At 61.3% G+C, this 21,669-nt stretch carries 19 protein-coding genes; 11 read left to right on the forward strand and 8 right to left on the reverse strand.

Going from position 1 to position 21,669, the window contains the following annotated elements; translation table 11 throughout:
- Positions 1 to 95 precede the first annotated feature (95 nt).
- Both BW33_RS00545 and BW33_RS00550 read left to right on the forward strand, forming a co-directional pair.
- On the forward strand, positions 96 to 1,136 hold the full coding sequence (locus tag BW33_RS00545) for a threonine aldolase family protein (protein ID WP_016772826.1): 1,041 nt from the start codon (positions 96 to 98) through the stop codon (positions 1,134 to 1,136).
- Between the two features lie 172 nt (positions 1,137 to 1,308).
- The gene (locus BW33_RS00550; protein ID WP_047596490.1) at positions 1,309 to 2,133 is read left to right on the forward strand and encodes an SDR family oxidoreductase; all 825 of its coding nucleotides are present in this window, start codon (positions 1,309 to 1,311) and stop codon (positions 2,131 to 2,133) included.
- A 105-nt stretch (positions 2,134 to 2,238) separates the two neighbouring features.
- Here the strand turns inward: BW33_RS00550 and gbcB are convergent, their stop codons facing one another.
- Positions 2,239 to 3,339, reverse strand: coding sequence for a glycine-betaine demethylase subunit GbcB (gene gbcB / locus BW33_RS00555; protein ID WP_047596492.1), 1,101 nt, complete (start codon positions 3,337 to 3,339; stop codon positions 2,239 to 2,241).
- A gap of 281 nt (positions 3,340 to 3,620) precedes the next feature.
- Here gbcB and gbcA point away from each other — a divergent pair, with 281 nt between their 5' ends.
- The gene (gene gbcA / locus BW33_RS00560) at positions 3,621 to 4,916 is read left to right on the forward strand and encodes a glycine-betaine demethylase subunit GbcA (RefSeq protein WP_047596493.1); all 1,296 of its coding nucleotides are present in this window, start codon (positions 3,621 to 3,623) and stop codon (positions 4,914 to 4,916) included.
- 1,035 nt (positions 4,917 to 5,951) lie between these two features.
- Here gbcA and etfB read toward each other — a convergent pair.
- The 6 genes from etfB to BW33_RS00590 all read right to left on the reverse strand — a co-directional run bounded on the left by etfB (position 5,952) and on the right by BW33_RS00590 (position 13,776).
- Positions 5,952 to 6,722, reverse strand: coding sequence for an electron transfer flavoprotein subunit beta (etfB, locus tag BW33_RS00565; protein WP_047596494.1), 771 nt, complete (start codon positions 6,720 to 6,722; stop codon positions 5,952 to 5,954).
- Between the two features lie 10 nt (positions 6,723 to 6,732).
- The gene (gene etfA, locus BW33_RS00570) at positions 6,733 to 7,953 is read right to left on the reverse strand and encodes an electron transfer flavoprotein subunit alpha (RefSeq protein WP_047596495.1); all 1,221 of its coding nucleotides are present in this window, start codon (positions 7,951 to 7,953) and stop codon (positions 6,733 to 6,735) included.
- On the reverse strand, positions 7,953 to 9,902 hold the full coding sequence (dgcB, locus tag BW33_RS00575; RefSeq protein WP_047596496.1) for a dimethylglycine demethylation protein DgcB: 1,950 nt from the start codon (positions 9,900 to 9,902) through the stop codon (positions 7,953 to 7,955). Before dgcB ends, etfA begins: the two co-directional genes overlap by 1 nt.
- 211 nt (positions 9,903 to 10,113) lie before the next feature.
- Entirely contained in the window at positions 10,114 to 12,174 is a 2,061-nt protein-coding gene (dgcA, locus tag BW33_RS00580; protein WP_047596497.1) for a dimethylglycine demethylation protein DgcA, read from the reverse strand.
- 15 nt (positions 12,175 to 12,189) lie between these two features.
- Entirely contained in the window at positions 12,190 to 12,720 is a 531-nt protein-coding gene (locus BW33_RS00585; protein WP_008083165.1) for a DUF5943 domain-containing protein, read from the reverse strand.
- Between the two features lie 78 nt (positions 12,721 to 12,798).
- On the reverse strand, positions 12,799 to 13,776 hold the full coding sequence (locus tag BW33_RS00590) for a dipeptidase (RefSeq protein WP_027610650.1): 978 nt from the start codon (positions 13,774 to 13,776) through the stop codon (positions 12,799 to 12,801).
- 234 nt (positions 13,777 to 14,010) lie between these two features.
- Between BW33_RS00590 and BW33_RS00595 the strand changes: the two genes are divergently transcribed.
- The 3 genes from BW33_RS00595 to BW33_RS00605 all read left to right on the forward strand — a co-directional run bounded on the left by BW33_RS00595 (position 14,011) and on the right by BW33_RS00605 (position 15,284).
- Positions 14,011 to 14,412 (forward strand): lysozyme inhibitor LprI family protein, encoded by a 402-nt coding sequence (locus BW33_RS00595; protein ID WP_047596500.1) that lies wholly within the window; start codon positions 14,011 to 14,013, stop codon positions 14,410 to 14,412.
- A 103-nt stretch (positions 14,413 to 14,515) separates the two neighbouring features.
- The gene (locus tag BW33_RS00600; protein ID WP_047596501.1) at positions 14,516 to 14,839 is read left to right on the forward strand and encodes a helix-turn-helix domain-containing protein; all 324 of its coding nucleotides are present in this window, start codon (positions 14,516 to 14,518) and stop codon (positions 14,837 to 14,839) included.
- Positions 14,840 to 14,867: 28 nt separating this feature from the next.
- Positions 14,868 to 15,284: a DUF3010 family protein gene (locus BW33_RS00605; protein ID WP_003228983.1), complete on the forward strand. Its 417-nt coding sequence runs from the start codon at positions 14,868 to 14,870 to the stop codon at positions 15,282 to 15,284.
- Between the two features lie 84 nt (positions 15,285 to 15,368).
- On the opposite strand, the gene BW33_RS00610 is transcribed toward BW33_RS00605, so the two are convergent.
- On the reverse strand, positions 15,369 to 16,313 hold the full coding sequence (locus tag BW33_RS00610; protein WP_047596502.1) for a GlxA family transcriptional regulator: 945 nt from the start codon (positions 16,311 to 16,313) through the stop codon (positions 15,369 to 15,371).
- A gap of 207 nt (positions 16,314 to 16,520) precedes the next feature.
- Between BW33_RS00610 and BW33_RS00615 the strand changes: the two genes are divergently transcribed.
- The 5 genes from BW33_RS00615 (at position 16,521) to BW33_RS00635 (ending at position 21,436) form a co-directional block, all read left to right on the forward strand.
- Positions 16,521 to 17,465, forward strand: a complete 945-nt coding sequence (locus BW33_RS00615; RefSeq protein ID WP_041063355.1) for a choline ABC transporter substrate-binding protein — start codon at positions 16,521 to 16,523, stop codon at positions 17,463 to 17,465.
- A 118-nt stretch (positions 17,466 to 17,583) separates the two neighbouring features.
- A complete protein-coding gene (locus BW33_RS00620; protein WP_047596505.1) occupies positions 17,584 to 18,471 on the forward strand; it encodes a 3-keto-5-aminohexanoate cleavage protein in 888 nt (295 codons plus the stop codon).
- A gap of 155 nt (positions 18,472 to 18,626) precedes the next feature.
- Positions 18,627 to 19,592, forward strand: a complete 966-nt coding sequence (locus BW33_RS00625; protein ID WP_047596507.1) for an L-carnitine dehydrogenase — start codon at positions 18,627 to 18,629, stop codon at positions 19,590 to 19,592.
- A gap of 180 nt (positions 19,593 to 19,772) precedes the next feature.
- Positions 19,773 to 20,249 carry a thioesterase family protein gene (locus tag BW33_RS00630; protein WP_047596508.1) on the forward strand — a complete coding sequence of 159 codons (477 nt, stop codon included), beginning with the start codon at positions 19,773 to 19,775 and terminating at the stop codon, positions 20,247 to 20,249.
- Positions 20,250 to 20,272: 23 nt separating this feature from the next.
- A complete protein-coding gene (locus BW33_RS00635) occupies positions 20,273 to 21,436 on the forward strand; it encodes a gamma-butyrobetaine dioxygenase (RefSeq protein WP_047596509.1) in 1,164 nt (387 codons plus the stop codon).
- Positions 21,437 to 21,669: the final 233 nt, after the last annotated feature.

Raw genomic sequence — 21,669 nt, forward strand, 5'->3', positions numbered from 1 at the left:
GCGACATCCCGTGTGCTCCCCGGAAGATCTTCGGTAAAGTGCGCACCCTCATTGACCACGAGCCTTCACAAGAGTCTCGACCACGGAAGCCGGCCATGACCGACAAGAGCCAACAATTCGCCAGCGACAACTATTCCGGTATCTGCCCTGAAGCCTGGGCCGCCATGGAACAGGCCAACCATGGCCACCAGCGCGCTTATGGCGACGATGAATGGACCGCACGCGCGGCCGACCATTTCCGCAAGTTGTTCGAAACCGATTGCGAAGTGTTTTTCGCCTTCAACGGCACCGCCGCCAACTCGCTGGCGCTGTCGTCGCTGTGCCAGAGTTACCACAGCGTGATCTGCTCGGAAACCGCTCACGTCGAAACCGACGAATGCGGCGCGCCGGAATTTTTCTCCAACGGCTCGAAACTGCTGATCGCCGGCACCGAAAACGGCAAGATCACCCCGCAGTCGATCCGCGAAGTCGCGCTCAAGCGCCAGGACATCCATTACCCGAAACCGCGCGTCGTGACCCTGACTCAGGCCACCGAAGTCGGCAGCGTCTACACCCCGGAAGAAGTCCGCGCCATCAGCGCCACCTGCAAAGAGCTGGGCCTGCACCTGCACATGGACGGCGCGCGGTTCTCCAACGCCTGCGCGTTCCTCGGCTGCTCGCCAGCCGACCTGACCTGGAAGGCCGGCGTCGATGTGCTGTGCTTCGGCGGCACCAAGAACGGCATGGCGGTGGGTGAAGCGATCCTGTTCTTCAACCACAAACTGGCCGAAGACTTCGATTACCGCTGCAAACAGGCCGGTCAACTGGCGTCGAAAATGCGCTTCCTCTCGGCACCGTGGGTCGGCATCCTCGAAAACGACGCCTGGCTCAAATACGCTCGCCACGCCAACCACTGCGCGCAACTGCTGGCCGAGCTGGTCAGCGACATTCCGGGCGTGGAACTGATGTTCCCGGTGCAGGCCAACGGCGTATTCCTGCAACTCTCGGAACCGGCCATCGCCGCCCTGACCGCGAAAAACTGGCGTTTCTACACCTTCATCGGCAAGGGCGGCGCACGCTTCATGTGCTCGTGGGACACCGAAGAGGAACGCGTACGCGAACTGGCCCGCGACATCCGCGAAGTCATGTCCGCCTGATTCCGCCCCTCCCCTGTAGGAGCTGCCGCAGGCTGCGATCTTTTGATTCTGTTTTTCAGGATCAAGATCAAAAGATCGCAGCCTGCGGCAGCTCCTACAGGGATGGCGATGACTCTTGGTCTACATTGTCTGTCGAGCCTCCGCTCACATAACAATAAGCAGGAGCATCGGCATGTCGCTACAAGGCAAAACCCTGTTCATCACCGGCGCCAGCCGTGGCATCGGGCGTGAGATTGCGCTACGGGCCGCGAAGGACGGGGCCAATATCGTGATTGCGGCCAAAAGCGCCGAAGCCCATCCCAAACTGCCCGGCACCATCTACAGCGTCGCCGCAGAAGTCGAAGCCGCTGGCGGCAAGGCATTGGCGCTGCAACTGGACGTGCGTGATGAAGAGGCGGTGCGCAGTGCGCTGGCCCAGGCCAATGAGCATTTCGGTGGCATCGATGCGCTGGTCAATAACGCCGGGGCGATCAAACTCACTGGTGTGCAGCACATCGAACTCAAGCGTTTCGACCTGATGCACCAGATCAACACCCGCGCGGTGCTGCTGTGCAGCCAGGCCGCCCTGCCCTATCTGAAGAAATCCGCCGGACACATCCTCAACCTCTCACCGCCGCTGAACCTGGCAAGCAAATGGTTCGCCCAATACAGCCCCTACACCGTGACCAAGTACGGTATGAGCATGCTGACCGTGGGCATGAGCGAGGAATTCGCCAGTTACGGGATCAGCGTCAATTCGCTGTGGCCGCAGACGATGATTGCCACGGCGGCGATCGAATTTCAGCTGGGCAACCGGGAGTCATTCAAGCATGCGCGCACGCCGGCGATCATGGCGGATGCGGCGCATGTGATCCTGAGCAGCCGCCAACGGCAGATCACTGGCAGGCTGTTGATTGATGAGGAGATTTTGCGCGAGAGCGGCGTGACCGAGTTCGACCATTACCGTTTCGAGCCGGACAGCAACGCAACCCTGATGCCTGACCTGTTCGTGGATTGAAACACCGTCCCTGTAGGAGCTGCCGAAGGCTGCGATCTTTTGATCTTGTTTTTAAGATCAGGATCAAAAGATCGCAGCCTGCGGCAGCTCCTACAGGGATCCGGCTCAGAACTCGATTCTGACGTCACCTTTAGGCACGCTGCAGCACGACAAGATAAACCCTTCCGCCTCGTCGTCCTCGGTAATCCCGCCGTTGTGCTCCATCTCCACCTCGCCCCCAAGCTTCATCACCTTGCACGTCCCGCAGATCCCCATACCGCAGGCTTTCGGAATCATCAGGCCAAGCTTGGCCGCCGCCGCGTGCACGGTTTCGCCCGGGGCCACGCGAATGCTCTTGCCGGAGGCGGTGAATTCGACCTGATGCAGGTCCGCTGCATCGATTTCCGGTGCCTCGGCAGCCTGCTCGGCCTGTTCCACCGCATCGGCGCGGGCCTCTGGCGGCGTGGCGCCGAAGGATTCCTCGTGATAACGCGACATGTCGTAGCCGGCGGCTTCGAGCAGACGCTTGACCGCGTTCATGTACGGCGTCGGGCCGCAGCAGAACACTTCACGCTCGAGGAAGTCGGGAACCATCAGTTCCAGCATCTTGTGATTGAGGTAGCCGCGATAGCCGGCCCACGGCTCGCCCAGCCCGTGTTTCTCGCAGATCAGGTGCAGGCTGAAGTTGTCGATCCGCGACGCCATGTGCTCCAGCTCGCGGTGGTAAATGATGTCTTTTGGCGAGCGCGCGCTGTGGATGAAGGTCATGTCGACATTGGCGTTGGTGTCGTAGAACCAGCGCGCCATCGACATGCACGGGGTGATCCCCACGCCGCCGCTGAGATACAGCACTTTCGGGCTCGGGAAATCAATGGCGTTGAACAGCCCGACCGGCCCGTGCACCGCCAACTCCTGCCCTTCATGCAGGGTGTCGTGCAGCCAGTTGGAGACCTTGCCCCCCGGCACCCGCTTGATGGTCACCGAGAAGCTGTAAGGCACCGACGGCGAACTGGAAATGGTGTACGAGCGCATGATCGGCTGGCCGTCGATCTCCAGCTCCAGGGTCACGAACTGCCCGGGCTTGAAGAAGAACAGGATCGGCTGGTCGGCCATGAAACAGAAGGTGCGCACGTCCCAGGTTTCCTGGATGACTTTGACGCAACGGACGATGTGTCGGCCATTGGCCCAGGTCTGGGTGGTGACCGGATTCAGGAAGCTGTTGGACATGCTGTTCTCCACGGCCGACTGTCGGCCTTCATGTGGCGATTCTGCGTATAGCGTGAACCGTCCGTTTACCTATCCGCGACATCGGCATACTTATCGCGACCAGCCCCCAACCACCGGGGGTTGCGCGTCGGGAACAGATTGCACCATGTCGCCCATGGATAAGGTTGCGGGCAGCGCCGGCCCCACACTCGCCTCACACCAAGACGAATTCTTTACACCTTGCGTAGCAACCCTGATCAGCCACTTTCGCGGCCACGCAGATGGCCTTGAGGAATACATCGATGGACGTCACCGCAAAAATCAGCCTGGGCGATCCGCTGGAACCCGCACGCAAGGCCACCGCACAGATGCTGCAGGAGCGCGAGCGCACTTTCTCGCTGCCACAGCCGTTCTACAGCGACGAGCGCCTGTTCGATATCGATATGCAGGAGATCTTCCAGAAAGAATGGTTGATCGCCGGCATGACCTGCGAGATCCCGACCAAGGGCAACTACCTGACCCTGCAGGTCGGCAAGAACCCGATCATCGTCATTCGTGGCGCCGACGGTGTGGTGCATGCCTTCCATAACGTTTGCCGCCACCGTGGCTCGCGCCTGTGCACCAGTGAAAAGGGCAAGGTCGCCAAACTGGTCTGCCACTACCACCAGTGGACCTACGAGCTGGACGGTCGCCTGCTGTTCGCCGGCACCGAGATGGGCGCCGACTTCGACATGAAGCAGTACGGCCTCAAACCGGTGAACGTGAAGACTGCCGGCGGCTACATCTTCATCAGCCTGGCGGAAAACCCGCCGGCCATCGATGACTTCCTGTCGACACTGAACCACTACATGGAACCGTACGACATGGAGAACACCAAGGTGGCGATCACCACCACCTTGATGGAAAAGGCCAACTGGAAACTGGTGCTGGAAAACAACCGCGAGTGCTACCACTGCAACGCGTCGCACCCGGAACTGCTGAAGACCCTGCTGGAATGGGACGACGTCACCGATCCGCGCGCCGATCAGGCGTTCAAGGATCACGTCGCCGCCTCCGCCGCTGCCTGGGAAGCCGAGAAGATCCCTTACGCCCACGCCAGTTTCGGCCTGCGCAACCGCATCGTGCGCATGCCGCTGCTCAAGGGCACCGTGTCGATGACCCTGGACGGCAAACAGGGCTGCGCCAAACTGATGGGCCGGATCAAGAACCCCGACCTCGGTTCGATGCGCATCCTGCACCTGCCGCACTCGTGGAACCACTGCATGGGCGACCACATCATCGTCTTCACCGTGTGGCCGATCAGCGCCCAGGAAACCATGGTCACCACCAAATGGCTGGTGCACAAGGACGCCGTTGAAGGCGTGGATTACGACGTCGAACGCATGCGCCAGGTGTGGGACGCGACCAACGATCAGGACCGGCGTCTGGCCGAAGAGAACCAGCGCGGGATCAACTCCACCGCCTATCAGCCAGGGCCGTACTCCAAGACTTATGAGTTTGGCGTGGTCAACTTCGTGGATTGGTACAGCGAGCGGATGCTGAGCAACCTCGGCGCCGAACCGGCGCCGTACCTCAAGGGCGTACCTGTCCAAGGCTAAAATCAAAGGCAAAGGCTTCGCGAGCAGGCTCGCTCCCACATTTGGAATGCGTTCCAACTATGGGGGCGAGCCTGCTCGCGATGGCGTCAGAACATTCACCGCCTCACTTCGATGACCACCTCACACTGTCATCCTCCCCAACAAACTCCTCAAAAATATCCTCCCCCAGCAACTGTACCTTCGCATACCCGTGCAATACCCGAAGCGTGCCCGTGACAGGCAAGACACAGCATCGCTGGGCCCAAGCTGATCCGCTGACAAGCATCCGGGCTCGCAGTCAGTGCAGAACACATCGAACTGTATGAAAACTGATCAATTGCCACTTGGACCAAGCCAGCCGGGGCCGATGCGGTTCAACGAACAAGTTATCCACATAGCCACCCACAGCAAACGGGGGTAACTGTGGATGAATGGAAAAATAACCGGCTGATTCATAAAGAAAAACCGTGACTTATCCAGAAGGATGATTTTCGGGAGTGATTGGATGTTTTTTGATCAAGGCTCTGCAAGCCACGTTTCATATGGGCTGTAGAGGATCGCGAACACGTTATCCACAGAAGCGCCAACAGACTTCGGGGGTAACTTTGCGGTGGCTGTGGAAAAGCGTCGAGGGCTGTGTGAAATCGGGGTTTGCACAGGGATTATCGGCCTGAAAAGCTTAATCGATCATTTATTGATCAAATCTCTACAAGCCACGTTTTATAAGGCTTGTAGCGGACAGCGAACATCTTGTCCACAGAAGCGCCAACAGAGATTGGGGGCAACTCTTGGCGTTATGCAGGAGAAAAACGCCGAAAAAACCGTGACTTAGGCTGGTTGTTTTTTGAGCTGAGGCCTGGAGGGCTTGATTGGCGTGGGGTGCAGGGATGGGCAAACACGTTATCCACAGATCCGCCAACAGGGATTGTGGGTAAACACCACAATATCGGCGATCTGCACATTGCTGCAGGAGCTGCGGCACGCTGCGATCTTTGGATCTTGATCTTAAAGATCAAAAGATCGCAGCCTCGTTTCACTCGACAGCTCTTACAGGAGTCAGCGGACGACGCCTTCTTCGATCAGCAGTTTGAGGATCGCTTCCGCACCGGCCTGCGCGGTGACGCCCTTGAGCACTTGCCCTCCGCCGCCGCTGGCCTTGGCCGTGGCAGCCTTCATCCGGTCCGCACCGCTCTTGGCCTTGATCACCTTCAAACGTTTCGGCCGTGGCTTGGCCGGTTGCAGCGTGGAGACGGCCAGCAGTTCATCGTCCAGCACCTCGACGTCTTCGGCATTCAGTACACCGCGTCGGGCCGGGCCGTAGGCACTTTGCCGTGGCTTGGGCGCGGCGTTATCCACAGTCGCCAGAAACGGCAACCGCACCTTCAGACGCCGCCGCTGCCCACGGGGCAAGGCTTGCAGCACCAGCGCCGAACCGTCGGTGATCGACTCGACCTGCGCCAGCCCCACCACCAGCGGCCAGCCCAGCCCTTCGGCCAGCAAAAACGGCAACATGCCCGAGCCTTCGCCGGTTTCCGCCTGACTGCCGGTCAGCACCACCTGGGCGCCGGCATCGCGCAGATACGCGGTCAGTGCCGGCAAGGCGTCGGCGCCAGCAGGTTGCTCCAGCACATGCAGCTGTTCCAGTCCCATGCCCAGATAGGCGCGCAACGCCGGTTCCGCAACGTCCCCGGCATGCAGCACTTGCAGGTTATCCCCAGCCAGTTGCAGGCCCAGTTCCACGGCGCGGGCATCCTGTTCGGCGCGGCGTGGCCGGCCCGAGGTCGGGTGGGCACCGATGGAAACCAGACTGATGATCTTTGTGCTCATAACCCGTTCCTTAAGCCGCATCGCGCTTGGCTTCGTTGCGGTAAGCCGCTACCGCCGCGATCAACGCCTGAAGAATTTCCGCGCTCTCGCCAATCACCGAAAGATCGGCGCGTTTGATCATGTCGCAACCGGGGTCGAGGTTGATCGCCACCACCTTGTCGCAGGCGCCAATGCCCTGCAGGTGCTGGATCGCCCCGGAGATACCCACAGCCACGTATACCCGCGCGGTGACCCAGGTGCCGGACGCGCCGACCTGCCGATCACGCGCCATGAAGCCGTCGTCCACCGCCACCCGCGAGGCGCCTTCGGTGGCGCCGAGCGCCGCAGCAGTCTGGTGGAACAGCGCCCAGTCCCTGACCCCGTTACCGCCGGAGAAAATGAACTCGGCTTCGGCCATCGGAATCGCCGCCGGGTCCACCGCTACCGCGCCAAGATCCTCGATTCGCGACAGGCTGCGCGCCACCGTTGTGGATAACTCCACCGGCAGTGCCTCATGACGGGTTTCGCTGACCGGTTCTGCGCATTCGGCTGCGGCCAGAATCAAACGTGCCACCGGTCGCGCCAGGTCTTGCAGGCCCGCACCGGCGCGACCGATGCATTCCTGATCCTTGACCTGCCATACCCGCGTTGCCGGACGTTCGCCCAGTGCCGCGGCAAAACGCCGACCGAGTTCACCGCCACCGCTGCGGCTGTCCGGCAGCAGCCAGTGGCGCGGATTGAACTGGTTATCCACAGCCCGCAGGCCCTGCACTCGTTGCTCCGGTGCATAACCGCTGAATTGGTCGCCCTCCAGTACCAGCAAACGATCGACGCCGGCCGTGGCGAAGGCGCTCTCTTTGTGTTCGCCAAACACCACCGCCAGCACCGCACCATCGTTGCCGGCCAGTTGATGAGCCAGGCCCAGCAGGTCACGGTCGTGGCTGCTCAGGCGGCCGCCGACCATGTCCGGCACCACGCTGATGTAGAACGCCGGGGCTGGCACCTGATGCAGCGGCAATTGCACTTCAACCGTGGCCGAGCGCTTGACCGCCCCGCCCTGTTGCGCGCCGCTGCGGTCGATTCGCTTGATGCCGTTGGGGCCGATGAAACCGATGCCGTGCAGGTTCTTGCGGATGACGCCATTGGGGCCCATCCAGCTGTGTTGGGCCGGTTGCATCGCCGCGTGCAACGGGTGCAGGCGGTTACGCGCAATCCATTCGGCGCGCGGGTCGCGGCGGATAATGTCGCTCATCAGTGGGCCTCCGCAGGTTCACGTTTGGCCGGGGTGGCAGGCTTGTTCGGCGCGGCATCTTCAAGCAGCGCATCGGCCACCAGTTCGGCGATGTCCTTGATCAGCGGACGCGGTTCGACCACGCCTTCGAGCATCGCCGTGCACTGTGGACAACCCACGGCTACCAGCTCGGCGCCGGTCTCGCGGATGTCGTCCATGCGCATGTCGGGAATCCGCTGCTTGCCCGGAATGTCGGTGATCGGCGCGCCGCCACCGCCACCGCAGCAGCGTGAGCGGAAGCCGGAACGTTGCATCTCTTTGACCTCGATGCCGAGGGCGCGCAGCACTTCGCGCGGCGCCTCGTACTCGCCGTTGTAGCGGCCGAGGTAGCACGGGTCGTGGTAGGTCACGCTGTTGCCTTTGTGCTGACCGAGATTGAGCGCGCCGGCCTGAATGATTTCCGCCATGTAGGTGCTGTGGTGCTGCACCAGGTAGTTGCCGTCGAAAGCACCGTACTCGTTTTTCAACACATGGAAACTGTGCGGATCGCAGGTGACGATGCGGTTGAAGCTGTATTTGGCCAAGGTCTGGATATTGCGTTTGGCGAGCAACTGGAACGTCGCTTCGTCACCGAGACGCCGGGCTACGTCGCCGCTGTCACGCTCTTCGAGACCGAGCACCGCGAAGTCGACCTTTGCGGCTTTCAGCACTTTGACGAACGCGCGCAGGGTGCGCTGGTTGCGCATGTCGAAGGCACCGTCGCCGACCCAGAACAGTACGTCGGTGGATTTCTTCTCGCTGAGCAGCGTGAGGTTCAGATCCGCCGCCCAGTTCATCCGCCCGCCCGGGGCGAAACCGCCGGGGTTGTCGGTGGCGATCAGGTTCTCGAGGACTTCGGCGCCCTTGTTCGGGGTCGCACCTTTTTCCAGGGTCAGATGGCGGCGCATGTCGACGATGGCGTCGACGTGCTCGATCATCATCGGGCATTCCTCGACGCAGGCGCGGCAGGTGGTGCACGACCACAGGGTCTCGGCATCGACCAGACCGTTGACGATCGGTTGATGCGGGTTGCCGCTGTGCTCACCAATTGGCTTGCCGGGGTACGGGCTACCGGCAAACTTCGCGTCCGTGCCGCCGGCGAGGCCGACGACCATGTCCTGAATCAGTTTCTTCGGGTTCAGCGGCTGACCGGCAGCGAACGCCGGGCACGCCGCTTCGCACTTGCCGCACTGCACGCAGGCGTCGAAACCGAGCAACTGGTTCCAGGTGAAATCCTTGGGTTTTTCCACGCCGAGCGGCGCGCTTGGATCATTCAGGTCCAGCGGTTTCAAACCGGTGGACCGACCGCCGCCAAAGCGCTCGGCGCGGCGGTGCCAGGCCAGGTGCAGGGCGCCGGCGAAGGCGTGCTTCATCGGCCCGCCCCAGGTCATGCCGAAGAACAATTCCGACACGCCCCACAGCACGCCGAGCCCGAGAATCGCCGCCAGCAGCCAGCCGCCGAAGTTCTCCGGGAGGATTCCGGCCACCGGCAGGGTCACCAGAAAGAACGAGGCGGAGAACGCCAGCAGGCTTTTCGGCAGACGCATCCACGGGCCTTTCGACAACCGTGCCGGCGGATTGAGCCGGCGCCGATAAACAAAGAGCGCACCGACGAACATCACCGCCGTCATCAACAGCAGCGCATAGCCGAGGATGCGGTTATGCAGGCCGAAACCGTGCACCAGAATCGCCAGCACGATCGACGCCACCGCACCGCCGGCCGTGGCGACGTGGGTGTTGGCGATGTATTTGTCCCGCGCCACCACGTGGTGCAAGTCAACCATGTAGCGCTTGGGCATGGCGAACAGGCCGCCGATCAGATCGACCTTCGAGGCCCGGCCCCGACGCCACATGGCCACCCGCCGCAACGCACCCAGCACCGCAAGGGCCAGGGCTGCGAACAACAGGATTGGAAGAAGGGTGTTCAACATGGTGAAGCTCCCAAAGACCTCGGGGTCATTTGTGCGCTGGCAAGAGCAACGCACCTACCTGTGGCGAGGGAGCTTGCTCCCGCTGGAGTGCGCAGCGCTCCCAATACAGTCGCCGGTATATTCCTGATACACCGCGACTACAGTTTTTTGGGGCCGCTTCGCAGCCCAGCGGGAGCAAGCTCCCTCGCCACAGGTGATGGTGGTGATGCCGTTAGAAATCCTTGCAGAGCCGCAGGGCGTCGTAGATGGCGGCATGGGTATTACGCTGCGCCACGCAGTCGCCGATGCGGAACAGCAAGTAGCCGTCGCCGGTGCTGCTCAGCGAAGGTTGCGGCTGGATCGCGAACAACGCTTCGACGTCGATCTGACCCTTGTTGCGCGAACCCTCTTTGAGCGCGTAGTAGATTTCCTCATCCGGACGCACGCCGTTTTCCACCACCACCTGATCGACCACCCGCTCCTCTTTGGCGCCGGTGTATTCGTTCTCCAGCACCGCCACCAGTTTGTCGCCTTCGCGGTAGACCTTTTCCAGCATCATGTCGCCGGTCATGATCACTTCTTTCGGGTACATGCTGCGGTAGTAGGTCGGGAACGACGTCCCACCAATGGCCACGCCCGGCTTGATGTCGTCGGTGACGATCTCGACCTGGCTGCCCTTGTCGGCGAGGAAGTCGGCGACCGACATGCCGGTGAACTCGCAAATGGTGTCGTAGACCAGCACGTTCTTGCCCGGCGCGACCTTGCCGTCAAGCACGTCCCAGCTGCTGACCACCAACCCTTCGGCGGCGCCCCAGTGTTCGTTCTGCTCAAGGAACGGATGCCCACCGACTGCCAGCACCACCACGTCCGGACGCAGATCCATAATGGTTGCCGCATCGGCCGCAGTGCCCAGACGCAGGTCGACTTTAAGCCGCGCCAGCTCCAGCTGGAACCAGCGGGTGATGCCGGCGATCTGGTCACGCTGCGGCGCTTTCGACGCGGTGGTGATCTGCCCGCCGATGAATTCTTTCTTCTCGAACAGGGTCACGTCGTGGCCACGCTCGGCAGAGACACGTGCTGCTTCCATCCCGGCCGGGCCGGCACCAACGATCACCACTTTGCGTTTGACGCCTGTGGACTTCTCGATGATGTGCGGCACGCCCATGTATTCACGGGAGGTCGCGGCGTTCTGGATGCACAGCACGTCCAGACCTTGATACTGGCGGTCGATGCAGTAGTTGGCGCCGACGCACTGTTTGATCTGGTCGATCTGGCCCATCTTGATCTTGGCGATCAGGTGCGGGTCGGCGATGTGCGCGCGGGTCATGCCGACCATGTCGACGTAACCGCCTTCAAGGATGCGCGTGGCCTGGTTCGGGTCCTTGATGTTCTGCGCGTGCAGCACCGGCACCTTGACCACTTCCTTGATCCCGGCCGCCAGGTGCAGGAAGGGCTCCGGCGGATAGCTCATGTTCGGAATCACGTTGGCCAGCGTGTTGTGGGTGTCGCAACCCGAACCGACCACGCCGATGAAATCGAGCATGCCGGTGTCGTCGTAATACTTGGCGATCTGCTTCATGTCCTCATGGGACAAACCGTCCGGGTGGAACTCGTCACCGCAGATACGCATGCCCACGCAGAAGTCATCGCCGACCTCGGCACGCACGGCTTTCAACACTTCCAGACCGAATTTCATCCGGCCCTCGAAGCTGCCACCCCATTCGTCGGTACGCTTGTTGACGCGCGGACTCCAGAACTGGTCGATCATGTGCTGGTGCACGGCCGACAGCTCGACGCCGTCCAGGCCACCGGCCTTGGCGCGGCGCGCGGCCTGGGCGTAGTTGCCGATCACCCGCCAGATCTCTTCCGGCTCGATCGTCTTGCAGGTGGCACGGTGCACCGGTTCACGGATACCCGACGGCGACATCAGGGTCGGCCAGTGGAAACCATCCCAACGTGAGCGACGGCCCATGTGGGTAATCTGGATCATGATCTTGGCGCCATGCTTGTGCATGGCGTCGGCCAGATTCTGGAAGTGCGGAATGATCCGGTCGGTGGACAGGTTCACCGAACTCCACCATTGCTGCGGACTGTCGATGGCGACCACCGACGAGCCACCGCAGATCGCCAGGCCAATCCCGCCCTTGGCTTTCTCTTCGTAGTATTTGACGTAGCGCTCGGTGGTCATGCCACCGTCTGTCGCGTAGACCTCGGCGTGCGCGGTGCTGAGCACGCGGTTGCGGATGGTCAGTTTGCCAATTTGAATTGGCTGAAACATTGCTTCGAAAGCCATGGCGGGTTCCTCGACTTACAACGGCTTGACGGTGAACAGGCCGTCGTCGTGGCCTTCTTCTGAGCCACCGTAGACTTGCTCGGCAACCGTACGAATCTTGCTGCCGCGTGCCTCAAGAATTTGGTCCATGGCGCCGGCAAACCAGCCGGTGAACATGTAGTCGACCTTGCGCCCGACCTTGCCGTACACGTAGACGAATGCCGAGTGTTCGAGCTTGACGCTGGCGGTGCCTTTGTCGAGGTCGATGTCCTGAATCTTGAACAGGCCCCAGCCGCGTTGCGACAGACGCTTCATGTAGTGCTCGAACACCGCGACGCCTTCCAGGCCATGGCATTCGGCTTCTTTTTCACACCAGTGCCAGGCGGATTTGTAGCCGGCCTTGTAGAGGATTTCGGCATAGGCTTCAGCGCCCAGCACCTCCTCGATGCCCATGTGGTTGTTGACGAAAAAGTGGCGTGGCACGTAGAGCATCGGCAGGGCGTCGGAGGTCCAGACACCGGTTTCGCTGTCGACTTCGATTGGTAATTGCGGGGCGATCTTGGCCATGGAAACTTAACTCCAGAAAATTCGGTTTGTTGCCCCCGGCGCGGACGGCCGGGGGAAAGGATTCAGAATTGCGGTGGCTTATTCGCCCCAGACATCCTTGAGGACGTTGACCCAGTTTTCGCCCATGATCTTGCGCACCACACGCTCGGAGTGGCCGCGCTTGAGCAGGGTTTCGGTCAGGTTCGGGAACTCGCCGACAGTGCGGATGCCCAGCGGGTTGATGATCTTGCCGAAGCTGGTCAGACGACGGGCGTAGCCCTTGTCGTGGGTCAGGTATTCGAAGAAGTCCTGGCCGTGCCCCTGGGTGAAGTCGGTGCCGATGCCGATGGCGTCTTCGCCGACGATGTTCATGGTGTATTCGATGGCTTCGGCGTAATCGTCGATGGTCGAATCGATGCCTTTGGCGAGGAACGGCGCGAACATGGTCACGCCGACAAAACCGCCATGGTCGGCAATGAACTTCAGTTCTTCATCGGACTTGTTGCGTGGGTGCTCTTTCAGACCCGACGGCAGGCAGTGGGAATAGCAGACCGGTTTTTTCGATTCGAGGATGACTTCTTCGGACGTCTTGGAGCCGACGTGGGACAGGTCGCACATGACGCCGACGCGGTTCATCTCGGCGACGATTTCGCGACCGAAGCCCGACAGGCCGCCGTCACGCTCGTAGCAACCGGTGCCGACCAGATTCTGGGTGTTGTAGCACATCTGCACGATGCCGACGCCGAGCTGCTTGAACACCTCGACATAGCCGATCTGGTCTTCAAACGCGTGGGCGTTCTGGAAGCCGAAGAGGATGCCGGTCTTGCCCTGCTCCTTTGCGCGACGAATGTCGGCGGTGGTGCGCACCGGCATCACCAGGTCGCTGTTTTCGCGGATCAGCTTCTGGCTGGCGGCAATATTGTTCACGGTCGCCTGAAAGCCTTCCCACACCGACACAGTGCAGTTGGCCGCCGTCAGACCGCCCTTGCGCATGTCTTCGAACAGCTCGCGGTTCCATTTGGCAATGATCAGACCGTCGATAACGATGCTGTCGGCGTGTAATTCGGCTGGGCTCATCAGGCGTCCCCTTATTGGCGATTCATGCGCCGAATCGTCTGCCGGCGCTTTGGGGCCAGCATATGCCTCGGTGCCGGGGCGACCGGGTGCAAAAACGACAGGGGAATTGCCGAAAGCGTCAATCCGCGACAAAGGGTCGCCAGGCGCCCCGATCAGCTACCTGTTCAAGCCCGCCAGCTTGAGCCAGAATCTCGCGCATCTTGCATACACCACTGGATTAGAGCGGCGACCACCATGAAATCGATCTTCCTGGCCCTGGCACTGATTGCAACCGGCGTACACGCCGCCGAAGAGACCGACAACAACCCGTGCGACGCGGTGGAAAACGACGTCCAGACCCTGGAATGCTCGACCTACAGCCGCACCACCGCCGAAGACCTGCTCAAGGACAACTACGCCAGCCTCAACGAGCGCATGCAGGCCACCTACGGCAAAAACGCCGCGCAACTGGCCGACATCACCGCCAAACTCAAAACCGCCCAGCAACAATGGCTGAAAACCCGCGACGCCGATTGCGCCGTGGAAGCGTTCCCCGCCACCGAAGGCAGCAAGGCGTTCAAGATTGCGCAGAATGACTGTGTGGCACGGATGAGTGACGAACGATCGGAGTTTTTGGAGTCGATCGGGCAGGAGTGATCCGGGAAGTTCGGAAACATGCCAACAAACGTTGTTGATTGGCCGACTGGAAAATATAAGTAAAGATTCGAAAATCTTATAAAAGACTTATATTTCCAGTGCCATGACTCAATCTGTCGACATCCAAATCATCAACGATGCCGAGGGCAACCCCGCCTTCGTAGTCATTCCCTACGCTCAATACGTTGCGCAGAAATTGCAGCCCGATCTGATCCCGCATGAGGTGGTCAGTCGAATGGTCGACGGAGCGACACCTATCCGTGCCTGGCGCGAACACCTGAATCTGACTCAGGAAGAAGTGGCGAAACGTCTGGGAATTTCCCAGCCGGCGTTCGCTCAACAGGAAACGGTAGCGAAGCCACGCAAGGCAACTCGGGAGAAAATTGCCGCAGCGTTCGGCATCACCGCCAATCAGCTTGAGTTGTAGGCTGCCCTCTTCATTCAAAGGAATTCCCATGAACATCTGCGGCATCGAAATCAAAGGCAGCGAAGCGATCATCGCCGTGGCCTCCCTCGACGGTTCGGCCTTGAGCCACGTTGCACTGAACACCAAGAAAATCGCCCTCGACGATGATGACGAGGCGGCCAACGTCAAACGCTTCGCGGCGCAGGTTGCGTCGTTTGTGCGCGAACATTCGATTGACCGGATTGCGATCAAGAAGCGCAGCAAGAAGGGTGAGTTTGCCGGTGGGCCGACCACGTTCAAGATCGAGGGTGTGTTTCAGTTGCTGGACGGGTGCGAGGTGACGCTGTTGTCGCCGCAGACGATCAATGCGCAGGCCAAGAAGCACAATTTCGAGTTGCCGGGGACGTTGAACAAGTATCAGCACGAGGCTTATAAAGCGGCGTGTTCGGCGTTGGTGAAGAAGTAAGTTCAAAAGATCGCAGCCTTCGGCAGCTCCTGCATTGGAATGCACTTCCCTGTAGGAGCTGCCGAAGGCTGCGATCTTTTGATTTCAGGCCTGGGCGGTACGCCGGTCCTCGCGGGGACAGCGAGCGAACCTCGCTCGATAACTGCGGGTGAAATACGACGGCGATTCAAACCCGCAGGCGATACTGACTTCGAGCACGCTCATATCGGTCTGGCGCAACAGCTGCCGGGCCTTTTCCAATCGCAGGCGCAAATAGAAATTGCTTGGCGTGTCGTTCAGATGCAGCCGAAACAAGCGCTCCAGCTGCCGCCGCGTGACCTTGATCGATTCCGCCAGTTGCAGCGTGGTCAGCGGTGGTTCGCTGTGTTGCTCCATCTCGCCAATCACCTGCACCAGCTTCTTGTTGCTGATGCCGTAGCGCGTGGCGACTTCCATGCGCTGGTGGTCCTTGCGCGGTCGGATCCGCCCCAATACGAATTGCTCACTGACCTGAATCGCCAGTTGCGGACCATGGGCCTGGGCGATCAGATCAAGCATCAGATCGATGGACGCCGTGCCGCCCGCCGAGGTGATGCGCCGCCGGTCAATCTCGAACAGCTCCTGGGTCACGCTGAGCTGTGGATAAGATTCCTTGAACGCATCGATGGCTTCCCAGTGCAGGGTCAGGCGATGGCCGTCGAGCAGGCCGGCTTCGGCGAGGACGAAACTGCCGGTGTCGATGGCGCCGAGGGTCACGCCTTCGTTGTCCAGCCGTCGCAGCCAGTGTTCAAGGGGCGGCGTGGCGAACTTCAGCGGTTCGAATCCGGCCACCACCAACAACGTCGCACCTTTCTTCAGCGGTTCCAGCGCCGCGTCGGCGTTGACCGACATGCCATTGCTCGCCAGCACCGCCCCACCATCGGCGCTGAGCACGTGCCAGCGGTACAGCTCGCCGCGAAAGCGGTTGGCCACCCGCAGCGGCTCGATCGCAGAGATAAAGCCGATGGCCGAGAACCCCGGCATCAGCAGAAAGTAAAAATCCTGGGACATGTGCGCACTCGATTCGCGGGTAACGAGAGGGAGGGGAGCGTGGATCGTTGATACGCCGTTTGGCGTCGGCGTTCAAGCGCACAGGTCGCTACAGTGCAAGAGCCAGTCGCCGCAGTGCGCTTTCACCGGGGCATTGCTGCGTAACTTTGCATCACCGGCACGCCAGATGCCGGAACTCACAATAAACGACCTGCCGAGGAACCCGACATGAAACGACTGATCAGCAGCTGTGTTCTTGCACTCAGCGGTACCGCTTTCTTGAGCGCCAGCGTCATGGCGGCCGAACCTGCGTCATGCCAGAACGTGCGCATGGGCGTCGTGAACTGGACGGACGTGATCGCCACCAGTGCCATGACCCAAGTGCTGCTCGATGGCCTCGGCTACAGCACCAAACAAACCAGTGCGTCCCAGCAAATCATCTTCGCCGGGATTCGCGATCAGCGGCTGGATCTGTTCCTCGGCTACTGGAACCCGCTGATGACCCAGACCATCACCCCGTTCGTCGACGCCAACCAGGTCAAGGTCCTGGAAGCACCGAGCCTGAAGGATGCCCGCGCGACCCTCGCCGTGCCGACTTATCTGGCGGACAAGGGCCTGAAAACCTTCGCCGACATTGCCAAATTCGAGAAGGAGCTGGGCGGCAAGATCTACGGCATCGAACCGGGTTCGGGCGCCAACACGCAGATCAAGGCGATGATCGCCAAGAACCAGTTCGGCCTCGGAAAATTCCAGTTGGTCGAGTCCAGCGAAGCCGGGATGCTCGCCGCCGTTGACCGCGCCGTGCGCCGCAAGGAAGCCGTGGTGTTCTTTGGCTGGGCGCCGCACCCGATGAACGTCAACGTCAAGATGACTTACCTCACCGGCAGCGAAGACGCCCTCGGCCCGAACGAAGGCATGGCCACGGTGTGGACTGTCACCGCGCCAAAATACGCCGAGCAGTGCCCGAACGTCGGTCGCCTGCTAAGCAACCTGACGTTCACCGCCGAAGACGAGAGCCGGATGATGCAACCGCTGCTCGATCACAAGGACGCCTTCGAATCCGCCAGACAGTGGCTCAAGGATCACCCAGAAGACAAACAGCGCTGGCTGGAAGGTGTGACCACCTTCGACGGCAAACCGGCCGCTGAAAACCTGCAACTGACCAGCAAGTAACCCTCGACTGAACAGCCCCTCACCCTAACCCTCTCCCCAGGGAGAGGGAACTGACCGACGCTTCGCAGCCCCCAAAAGGGCTGCGAACAGACCCATCACGCCTGAAGGAAACCGCACCATGAACCACGACGTCATCATCACCTGCGCACTCACCGGTGCTGGCGACACGACCGCCAAGAGCCCCCATGTGCCGGTCACCCCGAAACAGATCGCCGCTGCTGCCGTAGAAGCGGCCAAGGCCGGCGCCACCGTTGTGCACTGCCATGTACGCGACCCGCAGACCGGCAAGTTCAGCCGTGACGTGGCGCTGTACCGCGAAGTGATGGAGCGCATCCGTGAGGCCGACGTCGACATCATCGTCAACCTCACCGCCGGCATGGGCGGCGACCTGGAAATCGGTGCCGGCGAGACCCCGATGGAGTTCGGCCCGAACACCGATCTGGTCGGCCCACTGACCCGTCTGGCCCATGTCGAAGAGCTGCTGCCGGAAATCTGCACCCTCGATTGCGGCACGCTGAACTTCGGCGACGGCGACACCATTTACGTCTCGACCCCGGCGCAACTGCGCGCCGGCGCCAAGCGCATCACCGAGCTGGGGGTGAAGGCCGAGCTGGAAATTTTCGACACCGGTCACCTCTGGTTCGCCAAGCAGATGATCAAGGAAGGATTGCTCGACAACCCGCTGTTCCAGCTGTGCCTGGGCATCCCATGGGGTGCGCCGGCCGACACTACCACCATGAAAGCCATGGTCGACAACCTGCCGGCCGATGCGGTGTGGGCCGGGTTTGGCATCGGCCGCATGCAGATGCCGATGGCTGCGCAAGCGGTACTGCTCGGCGGCAACGTGCGGGTCGGCCTGGAAGACAACCTGTGGCTGGACAAGGGTGTGCTGGCAACCAACGGCCAACTGGTCGAACGCGCCAGCGAGATCCTCAGCCGCCTCGGCGCCCGCGTGCTGACCCCGGCTGAGGGACGCAAGAAAATGGGCCTGACCCAGCGCGGTTAATTCTCAGCAAAAAAACGGGGCTCTGACTGCCCCCCCCGATTTCACCTGCAGGAGCTGCCGCAGGCTGCGATCTTTTGATCTTGCTTCAAAAATCAAAATCAAAAGATCGCCGCCTGCGGCAGCTCCTACAGGAAACACCTTTTCAGGGAGTTCCTATGAGCTTTATCACCAACATCAAAACCTTCGCCGCCCTCGGCAGCGGTGTCATCGGCAGCGGCTGGGTCGCGCGTGCCCTCGCCCATGGCCTCGACGTGGTGGCCTGGGACCCGGCGCCTGGCGCTGAAGCCGCGCTGCGCAAACGCGTGGCGAATGCCTGGGGCGCGCTGGAGAAAAACGGTCTGGCGCCCGGCGCCTCGCAGGAGCGTCTGCGCTTTGTCGCGACCATCGAGGAGTGCGTACGCGATGCCGACTTCATTCAGGAAAGCGCCCCGGAACGCCTTGAGCTGAAACTGGAGCTGCACAGCAAAATCAGCGCAGCGGCCAAGCCCGATGCGCTGATCGGCTCCAGCACCTCGGGCCTGTTGCCGAGCGAGTTCTACGAGAGCTCGACCCACCCTGAACGCTGCGTGGTCGGTCACCCGTTCAACCCGGTCTACCTGCTGCCGCTGGTGGAAGTGGTCGGCGGCAAGAACACCGCGCCCGAGGCCGTGCAAGCGGCGATGAGCGTCTACGAATCCCTCGGCATGCGCCCGCTGCACGTGCGCAAGGAAGTGCCGGGATTCATCGCTGATCGTCTGCTCGAAGCGCTGTGGCGCGAGGCGCTGCACCTGGTCAATGACGGGGTGGCGACCACTGGCGAGATCGACGACGCGATCCGTTTTGGCGCCGGGCTGCGCTGGTCGTTCATGGGCACGTTTCTGACCTATACGCTGGCCGGTGGTGACGCAGGGATGCGCCACTTCATGTCGCAGTTCGGCCCGGCGTTGCAGTTGCCATGGACGTATCTGCCGGCACCGGAGCTGACCGACAAGCTGATCGACGATGTGGTCGATGGCACCAGCAATCAGCTCGGCCGCCACAGCATTTCGGCGCTGGAGCGCTATCGTGATGACTGCCTGCTGGCGGTGCTTGAGGCGGTGAAGACCACCAAGGAAAAGCACGGGATGAGTTTCAGCGAGTAATCGCCTTCCCCTGTGGCGAGGGTGCTTGCTCCCGCTCGGCCGCGAAGCGGTCGTAAAACCAGCGAATGCTGTCTGACCGAGGCACCGCGTTCAGAGGTTTTGGGGCTGCTGCGCAGCCCAACGGGAGCAAGCTCCCTCGCCACAAGTGTGTATTGCGCCAGCGATCTATGGAGTTCAACCATGTCAGCCCTCACTACCTACCAAACCCGCATCATCCCCGACTGGGTCGACTACAACGGCCATCTGCGCGACGCCTTCTACCTGCTGATCTTCAGTTACGCCACCGACGCCCTGATGGACCGTCTCGGCATGGACAGCAGCAACCGCGAAGCCAGCGGCCACTCGTTGTTCACCCTCGAACTGCATCTGAATTATCTGCACGAAGTGAAGCTCGACGCCGAGGTCGAAGTGCGCACGCAGATCATCGCTCACGACAGCAAGCGCCTGCACCTCTATCACAGCCTGCACCTGGCCGGCGATGACAAGGAACTGGCCGGCAACGAACAGATGCTGCTGCACGTCGACCTCGCCGGGCCGCGCTCGGCACCGTTCCCCCCGGACACCCTGGGTCGCCTGCAAGCCATCGTCGCCGAGCAAGTCGACTTGCCCGCCCCGGCTTACATCGGCCGCGTCATCGCCCTGCCACCCACCCGCTGACTCTTCCCACGCAAGGAGCCGCCATGCACACCGCTGCCGCCGTTGCCGATTTCCGTACTTATCCGTTGATCAGCGCGCTGAGCGGCGTGCAGAACCTGGCGGATCGCGTGTCGATTGCCTGGGCCGATGGCCGCATCAGCCCGTTTCACCACGTCTGGCTGCGGGACAACTGTCCGTGCCTGCAATGCGTCTACAACGTCACCCGCGAGCAGGTATTCGAGATCGTCGATGCTGCACCGGAGCTCGCCCCCGCCAACGCGCACATCGACAGCGACGGATGTCTGCAGATCGACTGGCAGGATGGCCATCGCAGTCGCTTCGATCCGGGCTGGTTGCGCGCTCACGCCTATGACGACGAATCCCGCGCCGAACATCTGGCGGCCACACCCAAGGCTTACCTGTGGCGCAGCGATTTGCAGTTGCCGGTGTTCGACTACGCCGCGCTGATGAATGACAACAGCGCGCTGCTGCAATGGCTGCTCGCGGTGCGTGACATCGGCCTGACTCAAGTACGCGGCGTGCCCACCGAACCGGGTTCGCTGAAGCTGATCGCGCAGCGCATTTCGTTCATCCGCGAGAGCAATTTCGGCGTGCTGTTCAACGTGCAGTCCAAGGCCGATGCCGACAGCAACGCCTACACCGCCTTCAACCTGCCGTTGCACACGGACTTGCCGACTCGCGAACTGCAACCGGGGCTGCAATTTCTGCATTGCCTGGTGAATGATGCCGAGGGTGGCGAGAGTATTTTTGTCGATGGTTTTGCGATTGCCGACGCGTTGCGTCAGGAAGCACCGGAGCTGTTTCAGGCGCTATGCGAGATCCCCGTGGAATTCCGCAACAAGGATCGCTACAGCGACTATCGCTGCCTGGCGCCGATCATTGCGCTGGACGCGTTGGGCCGGGTTGCGGAAATTCGCATGGCGAACTTTTTGCGCGGCGCATTCGATACGTCGGTGGAGCAGATGCCGCTGCTGTATCGGGCCTATCGGCGCTTGATTGCGATGACCCGCGAGCCACGGTTTCGGCTGATGCAGCGACTCAATCCGGGCGAGCTGTGGTGCTTTGACAATCGGCGGACGCTGCATGCGCGCAATGCGTTTGACCCGGCGACCGGGGCGCGGCATTTCCAGGGCTGCTACATCGATCGGGATGAGTTGTTGTCGCGGATTCTGGTGTTGCAACGCTAACCGCTAAAAGCAAAAGATCGCAGCCTGCGGCAGCTCCTACATTGGAATGCGTTTTCCCTGCAGGAGCTGCCGCAGGCTGCGATCTTTTGACTTTCATAAAATTAAAAAAAGCCCCGATACAAGCCGTGACAGGATCGGGGCAGAGGGTACTGTCGAGGAGCTGCCAGTCGAGGGTGACCAAACCGTCGTGTAGCGAGCTGAGGCCAGTGTGCCCACTCCCCTTGGCACTGAGT

It is taken from the genome of Pseudomonas sp. RIT288 (assembly GCF_000631985.1).
Classification (GTDB): Bacteria; Pseudomonadota; Gammaproteobacteria; order Pseudomonadales; family Pseudomonadaceae; genus Aquipseudomonas.

Excerpts from the sequence above, each read along its gene's own strand:
- BW33_RS00625 (WP_047596507.1), top strand. The coding sequence starts at position 18,627 with ATGAGCTTTATCACCAACATCAAAACCTTCGCCGCCCTCGGCAGCGGT.
- BW33_RS00585 (WP_008083165.1), bottom strand. The coding sequence starts at position 12,720 with ATGGCCAAGATCGCCCCGCAATTACCAATCGAAGTCGACAGCGAAACC.
- dgcA (WP_047596497.1), bottom strand. The coding sequence starts at position 12,174 with ATGGCTTTCGAAGCAATGTTTCAGCCAATTCAAATTGGCAAACTGACC.
- dgcB (WP_047596496.1), bottom strand. The coding sequence starts at position 9,902 with ATGTTGAACACCCTTCTTCCAATCCTGTTGTTCGCAGCCCTGGCCCTT.
- BW33_RS00550 (WP_047596490.1), top strand. The coding sequence starts at position 1,309 with ATGTCGCTACAAGGCAAAACCCTGTTCATCACCGGCGCCAGCCGTGGC.
- BW33_RS00600 (WP_047596501.1), top strand. The coding sequence starts at position 14,516 with ATGACTCAATCTGTCGACATCCAAATCATCAACGATGCCGAGGGCAAC.
- BW33_RS00605 (WP_003228983.1), top strand. The coding sequence starts at position 14,868 with ATGAACATCTGCGGCATCGAAATCAAAGGCAGCGAAGCGATCATCGCC.
- BW33_RS00620 (WP_047596505.1), top strand. The coding sequence starts at position 17,584 with ATGAACCACGACGTCATCATCACCTGCGCACTCACCGGTGCTGGCGAC.
- BW33_RS00615 (WP_041063355.1), top strand. The coding sequence starts at position 16,521 with ATGAAACGACTGATCAGCAGCTGTGTTCTTGCACTCAGCGGTACCGCT.
- BW33_RS00545 (WP_016772826.1), top strand. The coding sequence starts at position 96 with ATGACCGACAAGAGCCAACAATTCGCCAGCGACAACTATTCCGGTATC.
- BW33_RS00610 (WP_047596502.1), bottom strand. The coding sequence starts at position 16,313 with ATGTCCCAGGATTTTTACTTTCTGCTGATGCCGGGGTTCTCGGCCATC.
- gbcA (WP_047596493.1), top strand. The coding sequence starts at position 3,621 with ATGGACGTCACCGCAAAAATCAGCCTGGGCGATCCGCTGGAACCCGCA.
- BW33_RS00595 (WP_047596500.1), top strand. The coding sequence starts at position 14,011 with ATGAAATCGATCTTCCTGGCCCTGGCACTGATTGCAACCGGCGTACAC.
- gbcB (WP_047596492.1), bottom strand. The coding sequence starts at position 3,339 with ATGTCCAACAGCTTCCTGAATCCGGTCACCACCCAGACCTGGGCCAAT.
- BW33_RS00590 (WP_027610650.1), bottom strand. The coding sequence starts at position 13,776 with ATGAGCCCAGCCGAATTACACGCCGACAGCATCGTTATCGACGGTCTG.
- etfB (WP_047596494.1), bottom strand. The coding sequence starts at position 6,722 with ATGAGCACAAAGATCATCAGTCTGGTTTCCATCGGTGCCCACCCGACC.
- etfA (WP_047596495.1), bottom strand. The coding sequence starts at position 7,953 with ATGAGCGACATTATCCGCCGCGACCCGCGCGCCGAATGGATTGCGCGT.
- BW33_RS00630 (WP_047596508.1), top strand. The coding sequence starts at position 19,773 with ATGTCAGCCCTCACTACCTACCAAACCCGCATCATCCCCGACTGGGTC.
- BW33_RS00635 (WP_047596509.1), top strand. The coding sequence starts at position 20,273 with ATGCACACCGCTGCCGCCGTTGCCGATTTCCGTACTTATCCGTTGATC.